The organism is Roseiflexus sp. RS-1, assembly GCF_000016665.1.
In the GTDB taxonomy this organism is placed as follows: Bacteria; Chloroflexota; Chloroflexia; order Chloroflexales; family Roseiflexaceae; genus Roseiflexus.
Genome location: NC_009523.1, coordinates 2082947 through 2099270 on the forward strand (window position 1 = coordinate 2082947; position 16324 = coordinate 2099270).

Below are 16324 nucleotides of genomic sequence, written 5' to 3' on the forward strand. Positions count from 1 at the left end.
CACAGATGACCATTGTAGCACGATGGCGTGCAGGTGGCGGCGGGACGCCCGCAAACGCACATCGATCCCTGCGAACCTCAAGAATGGGGCGACGTCGTGTCTTCTCCATGGGGCAGGGTGACTACACACGCGCATTGACCCCCGCGCCCCACACTGGAATCTCCGGTATTGCCGGCGATGGTTGCCACAGATCGACAATGTCGCGCGCCGTCAGCAGTTGACCGAAGGTCGTTGGGATGAACGTGACGCGCCGCAAGCGACGACTGGGCACAGCAACCGGCAGCTGGAGCAGCGGACCGATTGCAAAGCGGTAGTAACGCGCAGTGGCGCGCGGATGGTGCGGTTCATCGGGGATCAGTTCGTAACGGTACGCCAGCCCGACTGTGCGCACGGCTGCCAGGTACCGCACCGACCAGCGCTCTGCAGCGAACGCCGCCGTCTGGTAGAACGCCAGGTAGCTGGCGGTGAGCGGCACGCGCGCCCTGTCGAGCGGCACGCGATACCACCCGGCGCGAATCCGGTCAAAATCCGCCACGCGCGTCACCACGCACACCAGCACCGGCGCGTCGGCCGGAATATCGTCGAGAAAGGAACCATTTGGATGATCAGGCATAGTCGCTCCTGTTTCGTGCTTCAGGCATCGTTGGGTCATCAGGACCTCCAGACTCCCCCTTCTCCCCTTGTGGGAGAAGGGGGTTGAGGGGATGAGGGGCAAAAGCGTAGTCGGAATGCAGAACATTACTCATCGGTTCATTTCAACGCAGCAGGGGAAACACCCGCACCCCGACATGCGCTCAGACGACCCAACCGACATACTCAGGCGCATAGCGTCGGAGATCGTCGCGCAGCCGCAGCAGCGCCAGATCGGCGGCTTTGGCTTCGAGCATGACATCGAAGGGCGGCAACCCGCGCGCTGCATCGAGAAATGCAATGAACTCGAACGGATTGACAAAATCGCTGTGCTGCCCGGCGCGCGGCGCAACCACCTGTGGCGCGCCATGCCCCGCTCGCCTGAGATGCGCTTCGGTGCGCTGGGTGCTGAAATGGACCTCCGGGCGCACACCGGGAGACCACGTCGCCAGGGCAAGCCCCAACGCCTCGCTCAGCCCGATGCGCTCCGGATTGCGCAACTGAAAATGGAAGGCGTCGAACACCACCGGGATGCCCGTAAACCGGTGGAGACGCAACGCAGCGAACAACCCGAATCGCTCGCCATCGGGTTCGATGGCGATGCGCCGCCGGGCTGCGGGAGACATCCGCTCGAAACGGACGGCGAATCGTTCCACCGCAGCTGCACAATCCCCGCCCTCGCCGCCGATGTGGACCACGACAACACTCTCCGGACCGGCGCCAAGCGCATCGAGGAGTGCTGCCAGGGAAGCGATGTGCGCCAGGGCGCGTGTTGCAGCTTCCTCAGAGGCGGCGCCGGGCGTTGTGCCGGGGTGGGGATGCATGCTGAGCCGGATGGCGGCGGATCGCGCATACGACCCCACCTCGTCGAGCATGGCGGCGGCAGCGGCGATCTGATCCGCCGGCGTCCCGGCGCGATCCTCCGGCGCCAGCAGATCGTCGGGCAGCCGGTAGAAGCGGATATTGTGCGCATTCAGGTAGCGGAGCGCCTCAATGACCCACAGGAGCCGGACACTGAGATGTGCGCCGGCTTCCGATTGATGCGCCCCTGCGCGGGATAATGGTACGTGTCCCAGGATTCTGGCGGCAACACCGAGATGTATCATGGTATACCTACACGTTTTCGTAAAGTATATCCGTTTCCGTGTGAATGTCAAGCGTCTTGACGCGCGATTGTCACACTGGTATACTCCCCGTTACAATGAGGATCACGGAGCACGACGATGGGTGAGATTCAGGGTCCGGTGCGGGTGCGCTTCGCTCCCAGCCCCACCGGGTATCTCCATATTGGCGGTGTGCGCACTGCCCTCTTCAACTGGCTCTTCGCCCGTCATCACGGCGGGCAGTTTATCCTGCGCATCGAGGATACCGATGAGAAGCGCTACGTTCCAGGCTCAGCCGACGATCTCATGGCGTCGCTGCGCTGGGTCGGCATTGAGTGGGACGAAGGTCCTGACATCGGCGGTCCGTATGCGCCGTATGTCCAGTCGTTGCGCCACGAGGCTGGCATCTATCGCCCGTTCGTTGAACAGTTGCTGGAGAGCGGGCATGCCTACATGTCGTTCACGACCGAAGAGGAACTTGAGCGCATGCGCGCTGAGGCGCTGGCAGGCGGCGTGAAAGCCTTCCGCTTCCGCGGTCCTGAGCGCGACTGGTCGCTCGACCGGCAGCGTGAGATGGCGGCGACCGGTCGCCCCTACACGGTGCGCCTGAAAACGCCGACCGAAGGGGTGACGGCGTTTCGCGATCTGGTGCGTGGCGGTGAACGCATCGAGTTCAGGAATGAGGAACTGTACGATATTGTGCTGGTGAAGTCGAGCGGGATGCCGGTCTACCACCTGGCGCACCTGGTTGACGATCACCTGATGCGCATCACGCACGTGTTACGCAGTGATGAGTGGGTTGCCAGCACGCCATATCACGTGCTTTTGTACCAGGCGTTTGGCTGGGAGATGCCAGCGTTTGCCCATCTTCCGCCGATCCTGCGTCAGGATGGGCGCGGCAAACTGTCGAAGCGCACCGATGATGTGGCGGCCAACCGCTTCTGGGAGCGCGGCTATCTCCCCGATGCCATGTTCAACTATCTGGCGCTTCAGGGGTGGAGTTACGATGGATACACCGAGATTATGTCGCGCGAAGAGTTGATCGAACGCTTCACCCTCGACCGGGTGCAACCGTCGCCGGCGCGCTGGAACCCCGAGAAACTGCTCGATATGAACGGCATCTATATTCGTCGCCTGAAAACGGAGCAACTCGCCGATGCTATCGCGCCGTTTCTGGCGCGCGCCGGTCTGATCGGCGATCCGCCGACACCCGACGAACGCGCGTATCTGGTGCAACTGACGCCGTTGATCCACGAGCGCCTGAAGGAATTAGGCGAGGCGCCTGAACTGCTGGAGTTCTTCTTCCGTGAGGTGACGCTGCCCGATCCCCTGCTGCTCATCCAGAAGAAAATGGACGCGGCCACAACTGTCGCCGCGCTCGAAGCGGCGCACGCCCGGCTTGCGCCGCTGGAACCGTGGACGCATGATCGGCTCGAAGCCGAACTACGCGCGCTGTGCGAGGAGTTGGGGCTGAAAGCCGGTCAGTTATTCGGCGCTATCCGCGTTGCGGTGACGGGGCGAACCGTTGCGCCGCCGCTCTTCGATACCCTGGTTGCGCTCGGCAAATCGCGCACCCTCCGCCGCCTGGAAGCGGCAAGAGCAGCGCTGACGACGCACGCTGGCGCAAACGTTCAATCATGAAAGTTGGTCTGGAAGTCGGCGCGCTGTTCGTTCAGCGCCTGTTCGAGCTGCGCCCGGCTGATCAGCCCCATCTCGTAGGCGATCTGTCCAAACGGCAGTCTCACGCCGCTTGATGAGACGTCGCGCTGCCGTTGCACTACTCGCGCAACCTGTTCCGGCGTGAGGATGCCGCGGCGGACGAAATACTCACCCAACCGCGGGACACTGCCGGTCTGTGTGTTGGGTGTTACGCCCAGCGCGCGCTCTTCCAGCTCCTCGTATGAGATGAGATAGGTTGTTCCGCCGAGCGTTAACTGGTCTCCAGGGTTGAGCCGGCTCTGCCCACGTACCGGCAGCCCGTTCAGCGAAATGCCGCCCGGCGCCAGCGGGACGATGAACCAGCGGTCGAGAATCTGGCGGATCTCGGCATGGCGCGTGCTCAGATGGCGGTCATTGAGCACGACGTCGCACTGTGGTCCGCTGCCGATGGTGTTGACGCGCTCGCTGACGGTGTAGCGCCTGCCGATCTGCATGCCGGTGATTGCAGTGAGAACGAGCGCTTTGACCATCGTTCCTCTCCCTCTGCGTGCGTGCTTTGACCGAAGAGCGCAGCGTAACGGGAAACGCGCCCGGTGTGCGCTGTTCGGACGTCTTCCACAGACTTCACGGATGACCGTCACGGCTGGAACGAGGGAAAAGGGCGGTGCATCGCTGACGCCTTGATGATACTCTGGTATATCACGCGATTTATACATTGTCAAGAGCAATCGGATAACAAACTTTTCATCCGTCACAGGAGTGCTATACTTGGAACCTGTTCGGGCGCCATGCCCGAGACCGGCGACGCCGGGCAGTGCAACCACAACCGATAAGGTGAAGAACCATGACAGCAGGCGAACCTCTTCAGCGTGTGCGGATCTACCTCAGCGAGCGTGACAGCGCTGATGGTCAACCGCTCTATCTCGTCGCGCTCGACCGATTGCGACGCGAAGGCGCATCGGGCGCCACGGTGCTGCGCGGTATTGCCGGGTTTGGATCCGGGCATCGCCTGCGCACCGCCGGCATTGCCGATTTCAGCCAGCAGACGCCGGTTGTGATCGAATGGCTTGATCGGGCTGAGCGTGTGGCGCGGGTGCTGCCGACGCTCGATGAAATGCTGGGGGATGCGTTGATCACCATTGAAGATATCAAGGCGTACCGCGCAGCGCTCCGTTCGAGCGGTCCATTTGGCAGTCGCTCGGTCGCCGATGCCGCATGCGACGAGATTGCGATCATTCCGCCGGATATGCTGCTCGCTGAAGCGGTCGAACGTCTGGCGCGCTCACGTCAGCCACTGCTGGCGGTTGTGGAAGGTCAACGTCTTGCTGGCGTTCTGATGTCGGGTGATGCCGAACGTTTCGGCGCCATTCCGCTCGATGCGCTGGCAGAACTCGATGATGCCGAACGCACCGCGGTGCTGGCGCGCGTCGCAGTGCGTCCGGTGCGCGATGTGATGCGCGAGCCGCGTGCGATCTATATCGAATCGCCGCTTGCCCACACAGTGAACCTGCTGGTCGAATGGGGCCTCGATGCCCTGCCGGTCACCGATGGCGATGGGCGGTTGGTCGGCATCTTCGGGATCGACCAGGCGTTGCGCGCCGCGCTCGATGGAGCCCAACCGTCTCAGTATGTGCGCAATAGTGAGCCGCCGCCGGTGAGCCTGATCATGCAGATGCTCGTGCCAACCGCTGCTGGCAGCGCTGATGCAGCCACCGTCCTGTTGCAGGCGCTCCAGACCCCGATCCAGGCAGTGGTACTGGTGAATGGGTTCTATCCAACCGGTATCGTCTCGATCCCCGATGCAACCCGGCGAGTGCGCGATCCGTTGCGTTCCGCCTGGATTGCGGCGCTGGCAGGGGATCGGGCGCCGCTTGCGGCGCTGGCATCGACGAGCGGGGTCACTGCGATGGAACTGGCATCGACGCCTGATCTCATATCATCGCGCGCCAGCGAGTACGACGCTATTCGCATGCTGATTGAGAACCGGCGCCAGCATCTGGTCGTGGTTGATAGCGAAGGGCGCCTGGCGGGCATGGTCACCCGACGGGGCGTACTGCGCGCCCTGGCGCAGGAAGGGAATGGGTGACGGGCGTGCAGACGCCTCAACTCTTCCGGTTCAACACGAACTCGCCGATCTCTGCCAGTGCGCGGCGCGCCGGGGTTGCTGCGAATGATGCAAGGTGCTGATAGGAGCGTTCCACCAGCATCCGCGCCTCCTCCATCGCTCGATCGGCGCCGCCGCTGGCGATCACCGCAGCAACGATCTGCGGCACACGCGACGGTTCCGGGCGCTGACCATTCGCAAGCGCGCGCAGCAGCGGGTTGCGGCTCTGCGCCACCGCATACATGAGCGGCAGCGTCAGCGTTCCTTCACGCAGATCATTGCCGGCTGGCTTGCCGAGCGCGGTTTCGTCGCCAGTATAGTCGAGCACGTCGTCCACGATCTGGAACGCCAGCCCCAGGTCGTAGCCGAAGCGCCCCAGGGCATCGATCTGCTCCTCATCGCCGCCCGCCACGGCAATCCCCGCTTTGCATGCCGCCTCGAATAGCACCGCTGTCTTGCGCCCGATCTTGCGGTAGTACTGTTCCACCGCAGTTGCCAGCGGCTCAACATGGGTCACCGGATTCAGCTCCCCTTCGACCATCGTCTGCGCTGCGGATGTGTAGAAGGCGATAATGCGCGGATCGGGTTCGGCGGCCAGTTCGTTCGCCGCCAGCGCAAACAGGTAATCCCCCAGCAGCAGCGCAACATCGGCGTCCCAGCGGGTATGGACGGTCACATGCCCGCGGCGCTGACCGGCATGATCCACCAGGTCGTCGTGGATCAGCGAAGCGGCGTGCAGCAGTTCGATTGCAATCGCCGGATGCAGCGCGCGTCCCGGGTCGTAAGCGCCAAGTCGGGCGCTGAGCAGCACCAGCGCAGCGCGCAACCGTTTACCCCCGGCGGCGACGGTGTAGGTTCCGGCTGCGGTCAGCAACGGTGAGCGTGAAGCAGTACGCGCCAGCATCTGTCGCTCGACTTCTGCCATATCGCTGAGCAGATCGGCGCGGCGAAGAATGTCTCCCAGTCCGATCGGCATCGTGCGCGTCGTCGCAGCCGGCTCGTTCAACCGCTGCTCAGGCACGCCGAGGTGCAAAGGGGTGTGTGCCATTACGCGCACCTTTCTATGCGGCGCATAAGATTGTGAAATACTGAACAATTATAGTGCCCGGTCACCGCGTGTGTCAATACCCGAATCATTTGCAAAGGTTTTGCCCGAATTTGCACACCTTTTGCATTAAATTATACCATGTTCACCTCAGGTGCGGATGCCTGTGCACGGGTCGTGCCATTCACGTAACGCCATTCCTGCGCGCATCTCTCGATTGCAGCGGCGCTACAGTGCTTTCTGGTTTTCGCGCGCGACTTCGAGCCGACCAAGATGGCACGCTTCGCTGAGGCTCACCAGGTAAGGCAGGTCATCGCCGTATTCAACGACACTGATGCTGGCGTTTGTCACCCAGATGCGATTGATCCGATCCATATTCATGCCGAGCGCGTCGGCGACCAGAATCTTGACCACCACATCGTGAGTCGAGACGAGCACCGTGCGTTCGTTGTACTCACGCAGCAACCATTCTTTGAAATCGAGCACACGCTTCAGCACGTTGCTGAAACTCTCGCCGCCGGGCATTTGGGCGCGGGTTGGATGCTGGCGCCATTCGCGCAAACCATCGCCGTAGCGCTCGATCACTTCTTCGACCAGCAACCCCTGCCACTCGCCGTGATGGATTTCGAGCAGTGCGGGGGTGGTGTGCAACGGAACGTGAGGGTGATAGCGCGCGATCGCTTCCGCAGTACGCGCCGCGCGCTGCAATGGGCTGGTGAAGATCGCATCCAGCGGCTCGTTGCGCAGGCGCTCAGCGAGCGCTTCCGCCTGACGCAAACCGAGTTCGGAAAGCGGCGCGTCCATTTGCCCCTGGTACCGCCCCTCGCGGTTCCACACACTTTCGCCGTGGCGAATGATGATCAGGCGCATGGGTTGTCTTCCTCCTGCTGATGCGACGATGATTCGCCATTCTGTGCCATCATGCGATATGATACAAACGTCAGGCATTATATCTGAAAGTGAACCTGTCTGTGCGATGAAACGTGAACGGCGATCACCAATCGAAGCGGCTGCGCAGACCCCGCTGGGGCGGTTGCGCGCTGCGCTGGACGACGCCGAGCGGGTGGCGGTCAGCGCCCGCATGGCGGCGGACGATGCGGTGGCATTTCTCCGGGCGTGTGACACGATCGATATGCTGATCGATGCGATCGGCGCGGGCGCCGATATTCGCCCGGAAACGAACCGCGCCGACTTCCTGCGGGAGCGACTGCGGGCGAATGCCGGGGCGATCGTCGGTGTGGTTCAGCGCGCCGGTCGTGATCGTGACCTGCACGATAGCCCCTCCTGGAAGCAGGCGCTGACGATTGCTGCGGATGCACGCGCCCGTCGTTTCCGCCGGATGGCGCTCATCGGCGCTGGCGCAGCGGTCGTGATCGCGCTCCTGGCGCTGCTGCCGGTGATCGTTCCTGCCGAACCGGCGCCTGATATTGCGTCGATCAGTCGCCTGCTCGCTGATCGTGAGGTTGCTGCGGCGCTCGACCTGGCGCGCGCGGAGTATGAACGCTTTCCCGATGATCCAGAGGCGGCGCTCTGGCGTGGCGTCCTCGAACTGCGCGCCGGTGATCCGCAGGTGGCGGAGGAACTCTTTGCGCAGGCGCGTCGCCAGGCTGCCAGCGATGTCGCTTTTCTGTTTGAACGCGGCAATCTGTTGATCCAGGCGGGTCTTCCTGATGCCGCCGAAGCTGATGCTGCCACGCTTATCGCCCGGTCCGACGCCGGGGCGGAAGGGTATCTGCTCCTTGGCAGCGTGCGTGAAGCCCGCGGCGACCGTGAGGGCGCAATCGCCGCGTTTCAGCAGGCTGCCGATCTTGCTGCCGCTGCCAACAAACCACAGCTCGAAGTCATTGCCAAAACCCGCCTGGGCATGATCCTGCAATCGCTGCCGCTGAACGTGGAACGTTGAGCGTGGAAGGGTGGGCGCAGGCAGCGCCTGCCTGAATTACGAGGGAAACAACTCATCCGCCTCTGCATACGCACGACGTCGGCGTTCGGCGGGTGATGTTTCGACATGTCCCATCGCCTTGTAGAATGCGGCATCGTAGGAACGGGTACGGATGACTGCCGGCATCGGCACGGCGTGACCCAGCACCATCGCCTGCTGGCGCGTATCGAGGCTGGCAAGCACGGCGCGTAAGCCAGCGGCGCCGCTGACGCCGGTAAAGACGGCTTCGATATCCCGGTCGTCGTTGAGGAGCGCCGTGATCCGGCTGCCGAGCTGACTCATCACGTCCGGGTCAATCGACGACGGGCGCTGATCGACGACGAGCAGTGTGACACTGTATTTGCGCAACTCGCGCGCAATCGTGCCGAAGATCGTCTGTTTCGCAGCAGAAGGGTTGAGGAACTTGTGCGCCTCTTCGATGGTGATCACCAGTTGCCGTGGCTTGTCGGCAGCGTTCTTCGTGCGCAGGAAGGTTTCGGTCTGTTCGACCCAGCGACGATGGATGCGGCGGGTCATGATGTTCGCCGTCAGCATATACGCCAGGGCGCTGCGGTACTGCCCGAACTCCAGCACCACATGCCGCCCGCGCGCCAGATGCTCGATCATGCGGTCGATCGCATCCGTCTGCGACTGCTGCCGGATGAACCCCAGGCGCGGGATCTGCTCCAGTTTGCGCTTCAAAGCGCTGATCGATCCCGCGTGCGCTCCGGCGCTCTCAGCAAATGCCCGGATGTCGTCGCTGCTCATTGCGAGCAGCGCCTTCATCCACTCCTGCCGGTAACGATCAACCAGCAGGTAGGCCGACTCGGCGGCGGTGGCGGTCAGATTCAGCTCGTCCTGCAACAGAAGAATGTCTTCGACCTCGATCTGATCCTGCCCGATCGTGATGGCTTCATCCACGCTGACGCCGCGTTTGCGCGAGGATTCGGCATCGAGTGAATAGATCAGCACCTGCGCGCCGAAGAGTTGTCGTAATCCTTTGACAAAGGACCCATCCTCCGCAGCCGCGTCCCAGCCGTACTCGCTGTGCATGTCGAACACCAGGTTCGACGCAACGCCAGAACGGATGATGCCGCACAGGATCAGACGAGTCAGGAAACTTTTGCCGGTGCCGCTCTTGCCGAAAATGCCGTTCGAGCGTTCCACCAGACGGTTGAGGTCGATGCAGACCGGAATATCCATATCGAGCGGTCTGCCGATCTCGAAGTGGGTGGCGTCTTCCGCACCAAAAACACGCATGAAATCCTGCTCGTTCGCTTCGAGCACCGGCGCAAAATGGCGCGGGACGGTCTTGACCGGGCGCAGCCCTTCGTTTGTGTCGTGGGGGAGCATCAGCATCGGTTTGAGTTGCATGGCGCCGTAGGTCGCCGTTCCTGCCAGAACCTCGTGGAAGAAATCATCGCCATCCGGCGGACTCGCAAGCACGCTGCGGTTGGTTGCCGCAAGCGCAATGTCGGTCACCATTGAGAAGAACTCGTGCTTCTCCCCCTGGATCACCACAAACTGCCCAACGCGCACATCCTCGACGCTCAGCCGGCTGTCGAGACGGACATTCAACCCTTCGACCAGTGAGCCGTCGGTCACAACTCCCAGACGTTTGCGGTTGAACGGCGCCATACGTCCCCCTTCTGCACCACTCCTCGCACAAATATACCAGTTTTCACCGCCGTGTCAACCGTTGCTCCGGGCGGTCACTATTGCTTCGCTATGCATCCATCGTGGTTCGTTTTTAGGGTTCTCTGCGCTCTCAGCGTCTCAGCGGTGCGTTCTCGCGGCGAAGTCGTTAATACAATGAAATGTCTTTTATCAGGCAGAATGACGATTTTGTTAATTCTTAAGGTTTACATTATTTTCATCATCATTGACACGATTTTCTCTTTCTTCTATAGTCTTGTTACCGTCGTATGAGGGATGATTCTGCTGCGCAGATCAAGACGTTTTTGCCATTGCTTCGCGTCGGTAATATGGTTTCGTAGGAGGGAAATATGCCAGCCCGTTTCCGGTTCCTTCGCTATGTGCTGATTGTTGTGCTTCTTGTTGTTTCCATTCCGCTTCTATCGGCGCCGGGGCATTCGTCCTTCATAGAACGAATGACAACTCCTCCGGCCGCCATCGCACAGAGTGCTGCGCCAGTCGGTCCGCAGCCGGGTGATGTGTTCCGGCAGTTTCAGGACGACCTGAACTCCCGGCAGACCTCTGTCTGCAATTCATCACCTGCGAATTGCGGTACGATACCGTCGGAACAGCAACGGCAGGCGCGAAACGTCGATCTTGCCAACGCGGTGCGCGCCGAAGCAGTGTTCGAGTATTGGGGCGGGCACCTCGCTTCGACGCAGCAGGAATTCAATGTGAACGGCGGTCCGTGGACGCCCTACCCGGATATTCAGGGCATCCCTCCTGATACGCTCCCGACCTGTTATTTCCGCGCGCCAACCAACGCGATTGCGCCGTTGCCCCTGAGTGGAACCGGTGGTGTTCGTCCACCGGGCAGCACCGGCAGTACCGTGACGGTCAACTACCGCTACCGGATCGGTCCGCAGCGGTCATTGCCGCAGTGCGCCTCAGGCACGAACTTCTACTGGGGCAACATGTGGATCTATGAGGTGACAACGCGCATCTACTACAACTCGACCATCCCGCGCCCTGATGGCGCAATCACTTCGCCTACGGATGGCGCCACAATCACCGAGAACCGCAGCGCCAACCAGTTTCCGCGCATCACGGTGCGGGCGCAGGCATCGACCGGTCGCTCGATTGCGCGCGTCGACCTGATCGGGAATTATCTCGATTATGACTGGGATGGCGATGGCATATTGCGCGAATGGCACTACGCGCTGCGCCACGGCGTCTGGGAACGCACCATCGGGACGAGCACGTCGCCGTCGCGCGGTACGGCAACCAGTGGAGAGTACGATTTTACCTGGAATACGGAATGGATTCCGGATCAGGATCAACCAGTGCAGTTGATGGCGCGGATCACCGATAACACCGGGGTCAGTTACATGACCGAGGCGGTGACGGTCACGTTCAACCGCGTCGGGCGCAGTGTGCGGATGTACACCACCTGGAGCGACTACTATGGGCAGCGGGTGTTCGGTCCGCCGCGCAACTTTGGCTTTAATACCTACAGTCAGCCGCGGATTGGAAAGACAGCGTTCATTTCCATCCCGGATCCGCTCACGAATGCAACCAGAGCGCGGGTTATTCTCTACAGTTGGAGCGGTCGTTCGTCGACTGCGTTGAGCACCACGGTTGCTATCAATGCCTTCTCAGTCTGGTCTGGAAATTCCTTCGGTATATTCCACGATTACAATTTCGATACGCGCGACCTTAATAATCCCCGCGATTTTCTCAATCAGGGCGACAATATCCTGCGCATCTGGTCGAATCGTACCGATCACGCACTTGAAGTGCTCTGGCCCGGTCCGGCGATCTTCGTTGAGTATAGCGCTCCGCCCGAAACCCCGGTGTTGCGCGCTATCGATACCTCCTTCAGCACACCGGAGGATCAATCGCTGTCGTTCACGCTGCCGGTGAGCAATCAGGCGCGCGCCGCGCTCCAGTATACGATTCTGACTCCGCCTGCGCTCGGAACACTGCGTGGCATCGCTCCCAATCTGACCTACATCCCCAACCCGGATGTCAACGGCAGCGATAGTTTTGTGTTCCGCGTCGATGATCAGTATGGACGTAGCGCTACGGCGACCGTCGCCATCAATATTCAGGCGGTTGATGACCCGCCGGAGATAACGCTGGGCGGCGGGGCGTTGCTGAATCCCGACGATGTGCTGGATCGTTCCGGCAGGGTGCGCGATCCGGATTCTTCATCGCTGACGGCGACGGTCGATTATGGCGATGGCCGCGGTGAGCAACCGCTGAGTCTTGGGGCAGACGGCTCGTTCCGGCTGATCTACCGATACCGCAACGGCGGGCGCTTTCCGCTGACGGTGCGGGTCAGCGATGGCGCGCAGACCAGCGTTGCAACCGTGCTGGTGACCGTGATCACCCCCGGCACGCCTCCGCCCCCCGGTGACTGGAGCCTGACAGGATGGCGCTATCGTGTGCCGCTGGAGGCGCGCTCAGGCGCATATCCGCGTGTCGATCACGTTGCCGAGTTTGATGTTAACTTTACCACTGCGCTGTCACAGGCAGGTGGAAGCGGCGCGTTGCTGCGCGAATCGATCCGTGTGGTCGAGGTTGACGCAGGCGGTAATGTGATTGATCCGAATGTCGTCTATCAGTTCGATCCGGTGAGCGCCTACAATCCGACGACCAATGCGCGCGGAACGCTGCTGGTGCTGTTACGCGGACGCACCGAGGCAAACACAACCCGTCGTTTCTATGTCTACTTCGAGACGCAGGGGCGCTTTGCGCCGCCGACATTCACGCCGCTGACGGTGGTCGTCACGCCGACGCTGATCTATCAGCGTGACCTGGCAACTGTTATCGAGACGCGCACGTCTGATGGTCAGCGCAACGCTACGTTCTATTACTCGCTCAACGGTGGCGCGCTTATCAGCATGTTTGATCGCTCGAATGCGGACTGGATTTCGTACAATCCGGCAGCCGACTCGGCAGGCGCGTACCGCGGTATTCCGAACGTCGGTCCGGTCTTCCATCCCGGATACTACAATGTGTTCCCCATTCCGAGCGCGTCAGGTCCGCTTCAGGGGAACGAACCCGGTACGAACCAGCGATCATCGACGACCATCGAACGGGAAGGAACGCTGCGCACTATCGTGCGCTCGGTGAGCAGCAATGGGCAGTGGGAGGCAGTGTGGGAGTTCTTCCCCAACAGTGTGCGGATGTTGGTGCTGCCCAGAGAGCCGCGCGGTTCAAATCCGTTCCTCTACTGGTGGCTGTACGAAGGGACGCCAGGCGGAACGCTCAATGAGGGCGACCGCTGGGTGCGCGGCGATGGATTGTCTGGTATCGCCGTCGATCCCAGTTTCTCCTTCAACGAACGCTTCCATGCCGACATCAACGGTCCGGAGTGGGTCTACTTCCGTGCCGGTGAACCGTCTCAGGGCGGACGGGCGCTGTGGCTGGCGCACCATGATGATACCGACACGACGATTGAGATGTATCGCTATCAGAATGACTCCTCCGGCTGGCAGAATGGCATGACTGTCTTCGGTTTCGGTCGGCGCGAATGGGACGGGTCGTCGCAGACGTTGCGCCCGGAACTGCGAAATCAACGCCGTTTCTCGCTTGGGTTCATCGATAATGCGCCATTGACATTCGATAGCGCTGTGGGGCGCGAGATCGAGGGGCGTTACCGTGATCTGGCAGCGACCGTCGGGCGGGGTGAGCGCCTGGCGCCGAACCTTGCGCCGTGGGCGCCGGGAGAGACCTACAGCGTTCGCCCTGGTCAGACGCTGAATGTGCCAGCGCCCGGCGTGCGCGCCAATGACAGCGACGGCGATGGCGATCCGTTCCAGGTGACACTGACCGGTGAGCCGCAGAACGGCACACTCACGTTCAACAGCGACGGTTCCTTCATCTATGTTCCAAATGAAGGCTTCGTCGGCGCCGACGTCTTCACCTATACGGCGAGCGATGGGCGGCTCAGCGCCCCGCCAACGACGGTGACCATCCTGGTTTCCCCCAATCAGCCGCCGACGGCGCGGGGGAGCAGCGCAACGACGACCAACCTGCGCCCGTTGACTGTGCCGGCGCCGGGGGTGCTGGAAGGGGCAAGCGACCCGGATGGCGATCCGCTGACGGCGGTGCTGATCAGTCCGCCCGCTGGCGGAACGCTGAACCTCAACCCGGACGGGTCGTACACCTACACGCCGCGTTCGGATTTCATCGGCGAGGATGTGTTCCAGATCGCCGCCTCTGACGGTGAGGCGCAGTCGGCGCCGGTCGAGGTGCGGATCACGGTGCGCAAGGAAAATCGTCCGCCGACGGCGCGGGGGAGCAGCGCAACGACGACTAACCTGCGCCCGTTGACTGTGCCAGCGCCGGGGGTGCTGGAGGGGGCGAGCGACCCTGACGGCGATCCGCTGACGGCGGTGCTGATCAGTCCGCCCGCTGGCGGAACGCTGAGCCTCAACCCGGACGGGTCGTACACCTACACGCCGCGTTCGGATTTCATCGGCGAGGATGTGTTCCAGATCGCCGCCTCTGACGGTGAGGCGCAGTCGGCGCCGGTCGAGGTGCGGATCACGGTGCGCAAGGAAAATCGTCCGCCGACGGCGCGGGGGAGCAGCGCAACGACGACTAACCTGCGCCCGTTGACTGTGCCGGCGCCGGGGGTGCTGGAGGGGGCGAGCGACCCTGACGGCGATCCGCTGACGGCGGTGCTGATCAGTTCGCCCGCTGGCGGAACGCTGAGCCTCAACCCGGACGGGTCGTACACCTACACGCCGCGTTCGGATTTCATCGGCGAGGATGTGTTCCAGATCGCTGCCTCTGACGGCGAGGCGCAGTCGGCGCCGGTCGAGGTGCGGATCACGGTGACGCGCGAGGTTGCTTCGACGCCAGAGTATCGGGTATTCCTGCCGCTGCTTGTGCGCTGACAGGATGAGGTCCGAAGGGGCGATGTCCTGGACATCGCCCCTTTTTTGCGTGTGACGCGCCAGGCTGGTACCATGTTGTCAGTTGTTGCGGAGAGATGTATGACAATTGACATCTGCACCCTGGCGACGTTTGACGGTCCCAATCGTTTCGATCCACGCCCTGGCGTCCTGGCGCATCTCCGCGCCGGGCGCGACTATAGTCTGGCATTGCGCGCGGCGCTCAAAGACGCTGCACAGCGTATCGGTCTGGTGATCGCTGCCCCGCATATCGATAGCCGTGTTGCAGAGGGTGAGGTCTGGCATGAAGCGTTCTTCGTGACACCGATGCCGGCGATTGGCGCAGAGATGCTGCGCTATGTCGTGGCGCTGCTCAACGCGCGCGATGCCGGTGATGAGGAGTGGGATGCGGACGGGCGTCTGTGGGATTTGCAGAAGAAACGCCGGGCTGAAGCCCTGCCGATCCAGGCGCTGCAACTGATCGCCGAAGCGTCGGCGCGGCGGATCCCGGCTTTTACGCGGCGTGATGGTCTGATTCAGATCGGCTACGGTGCGCGTGGTTACACGCTTGATCCAGCATTGTTTCACAAAAGCGAGTCGAATCCGCGTCCATCCGATGCCGGCGCCAGCGCGCCACCCTTCGCGTCATCGCCGCTGAGTGCGGCAGTTCCCTGGGATCGTCTGGGGAGCGTTCCGGTGGTCGTCATTTCCGGCAGCGCCCCGGCGTCAACCGCAGGCATCTTTGCCGCTCAAGTGGCAGAACGACGGGGTAGAACGGTCAGCGCCCTGTCGGCGTCATTCGACGCAGCACGCGCTTGCTTGACGGATCCGCAGGCTGAAATGGTGATCCTGGACCTGGATCCGTTCGATCTGCTGCGGCGCGGATTGCCGGTCGAGCACTGCCTGGTCAGTGCATTGATCGATCTGCCGGATGCGCTGGTATCTGAAGCCGGGAGCCGTGACGATCTGGCGCGTGCGTTGGGCGTTGCACTGCTGGTGACGGCGCCGGGCGGGCGCGGGATTCTCAATGCCGATGATCCGTCGATCCTGGCGCTCGCTGACTATGCGCCGTGCCCGTTGATCCTGATAGCCCGCTCGGAGCATGCGGTGCTGCGGGCGCATCGTGCAGCAGGGGGCAGCGCACTCTTCCTGCGCGATCAGGCGATTGTGGTTGCCCATGGGTGGGATGAGACGACCATCGCGCCTCCGCCAGACCTGGATCCCTGGCAGGCGCTCGTGGTTGAGGCGTTGCATCGTGCGTTCGCGGAGGGGATGCACGCGATATGTTGAAGCCCCACGAACAGAACGTCATGAGCCGCC

At 62.2% G+C, this 16324-nt stretch carries 11 protein-coding genes; 5 read left to right on the forward strand and 6 right to left on the reverse strand.

What is annotated here, in order from left to right:
* Nucleotides 1-121: 121 nt before the first annotated feature.
* Nucleotides 122-613 (reverse strand): hypothetical protein, encoded by a 492-nt coding sequence (locus ROSERS_RS08770; RefSeq protein ID WP_011956430.1) that lies wholly within the window; start codon nt 611-613, stop codon nt 122-124.
* A 181-nt stretch (nt 614-794) separates the two neighbouring features.
* Nucleotides 795-1736: a UV damage repair endonuclease gene (locus ROSERS_RS08775; protein WP_011956431.1), complete on the reverse strand. Its 942-nt coding sequence runs from the start codon at nt 1734-1736 to the stop codon at nt 795-797.
* A gap of 117 nt (nt 1737-1853) precedes the next feature.
* Between ROSERS_RS08775 and gltX the strand changes: the two genes are divergently transcribed.
* Nucleotides 1854-3374, forward strand: coding sequence for a glutamate--tRNA ligase (gltX, locus tag ROSERS_RS08780; protein ID WP_011956432.1), 1521 nt, complete (start codon nt 1854-1856; stop codon nt 3372-3374).
* Here gltX and ROSERS_RS08785 read toward each other — a convergent pair.
* Nucleotides 3365-3922: an FHA domain-containing protein gene (locus ROSERS_RS08785; protein ID WP_011956433.1), complete on the reverse strand. Its 558-nt coding sequence runs from the start codon at nt 3920-3922 to the stop codon at nt 3365-3367. The genes gltX and ROSERS_RS08785 overlap by 10 nt on opposite strands.
* Nucleotides 3923-4236: 314 nt before the next feature.
* Between ROSERS_RS08785 and ROSERS_RS08790 the strand changes: the two genes are divergently transcribed.
* The gene (locus ROSERS_RS08790; protein ID WP_011956434.1) at nt 4237-5478 is read left to right on the forward strand and encodes a DUF190 domain-containing protein; all 1242 of its coding nucleotides are present in this window, start codon (nt 4237-4239) and stop codon (nt 5476-5478) included.
* 16 nt (nt 5479-5494) lie between these two features.
* Here ROSERS_RS08790 and ROSERS_RS08795 read toward each other — a convergent pair whose 3' ends face one another.
* Entirely contained in the window at nt 5495-6544 is a 1050-nt protein-coding gene (locus ROSERS_RS08795; RefSeq protein ID WP_011956435.1) for a polyprenyl synthetase family protein, read from the reverse strand.
* Between the two features lie 225 nt (nt 6545-6769).
* Complete coding sequence (locus ROSERS_RS08800) at nt 6770-7411, reverse strand: histidine phosphatase family protein (protein WP_011956436.1); 642 nt, start codon at nt 7409-7411, stop codon at nt 6770-6772.
* A 106-nt stretch (nt 7412-7517) separates the two neighbouring features.
* Between ROSERS_RS08800 and ROSERS_RS08805 the strand changes: the two genes are divergently transcribed.
* Nucleotides 7518-8444 (forward strand): tetratricopeptide repeat protein, encoded by a 927-nt coding sequence (locus tag ROSERS_RS08805; RefSeq protein WP_011956437.1) that lies wholly within the window; start codon nt 7518-7520, stop codon nt 8442-8444.
* Between the two features lie 36 nt (nt 8445-8480).
* Here ROSERS_RS08805 and ROSERS_RS08810 read toward each other — a convergent pair whose 3' ends face one another.
* On the reverse strand, nt 8481-10100 hold the full coding sequence (locus ROSERS_RS08810) for a helicase HerA domain-containing protein (RefSeq protein ID WP_011956438.1): 1620 nt from the start codon (nt 10098-10100) through the stop codon (nt 8481-8483).
* A 368-nt stretch (nt 10101-10468) separates the two neighbouring features.
* On the opposite strand from ROSERS_RS08810, the gene ROSERS_RS08815 reads away from it, so the two are divergent.
* Together ROSERS_RS08815 and ROSERS_RS08820 are read left to right on the forward strand one after the other, a co-directional pair.
* Entirely contained in the window at nt 10469-15007 is a 4539-nt protein-coding gene (locus ROSERS_RS08815; protein WP_011956439.1) for a tandem-95 repeat protein, read from the forward strand.
* A 99-nt stretch (nt 15008-15106) separates the two neighbouring features.
* Nucleotides 15107-16294, forward strand: a complete 1188-nt coding sequence (locus ROSERS_RS08820; protein ID WP_011956440.1) for a DUF4938 domain-containing protein — start codon at nt 15107-15109, stop codon at nt 16292-16294.
* The last annotated feature ends 30 nt before the right edge of the window (nt 16295-16324 follow it).

What these genes read in the sequence shown, in the direction of transcription:
- gltX (WP_011956432.1), top strand. Translation starts at nt 1,854, where the DNA reads ATGGGTGAGATTCAGGGTCCGGTGCGGGTGCGCTTCGCTCCCAGCCCC.
- ROSERS_RS08815 (WP_011956439.1), top strand. Translation starts at nt 10,469, where the DNA reads ATGCCAGCCCGTTTCCGGTTCCTTCGCTATGTGCTGATTGTTGTGCTT.
- ROSERS_RS08775 (WP_011956431.1), bottom strand. Translation starts at nt 1,736, where the DNA reads ATGATACATCTCGGTGTTGCCGCCAGAATCCTGGGACACGTACCATTA.
- ROSERS_RS08770 (WP_011956430.1), bottom strand. Translation starts at nt 613, where the DNA reads ATGCCTGATCATCCAAATGGTTCCTTTCTCGACGATATTCCGGCCGAC.
- ROSERS_RS08795 (WP_011956435.1), bottom strand. Translation starts at nt 6,544, where the DNA reads ATGGCACACACCCCTTTGCACCTCGGCGTGCCTGAGCAGCGGTTGAAC.
- ROSERS_RS08820 (WP_011956440.1), top strand. Translation starts at nt 15,107, where the DNA reads ATGACAATTGACATCTGCACCCTGGCGACGTTTGACGGTCCCAATCGT.
- ROSERS_RS08790 (WP_011956434.1), top strand. Translation starts at nt 4,237, where the DNA reads ATGACAGCAGGCGAACCTCTTCAGCGTGTGCGGATCTACCTCAGCGAG.
- ROSERS_RS08810 (WP_011956438.1), bottom strand. Translation starts at nt 10,100, where the DNA reads ATGGCGCCGTTCAACCGCAAACGTCTGGGAGTTGTGACCGACGGCTCA.
- ROSERS_RS08785 (WP_011956433.1), bottom strand. Translation starts at nt 3,922, where the DNA reads ATGGTCAAAGCGCTCGTTCTCACTGCAATCACCGGCATGCAGATCGGC.
- ROSERS_RS08800 (WP_011956436.1), bottom strand. Translation starts at nt 7,411, where the DNA reads ATGCGCCTGATCATCATTCGCCACGGCGAAAGTGTGTGGAACCGCGAG.
- ROSERS_RS08805 (WP_011956437.1), top strand. Translation starts at nt 7,518, where the DNA reads ATGAAACGTGAACGGCGATCACCAATCGAAGCGGCTGCGCAGACCCCG.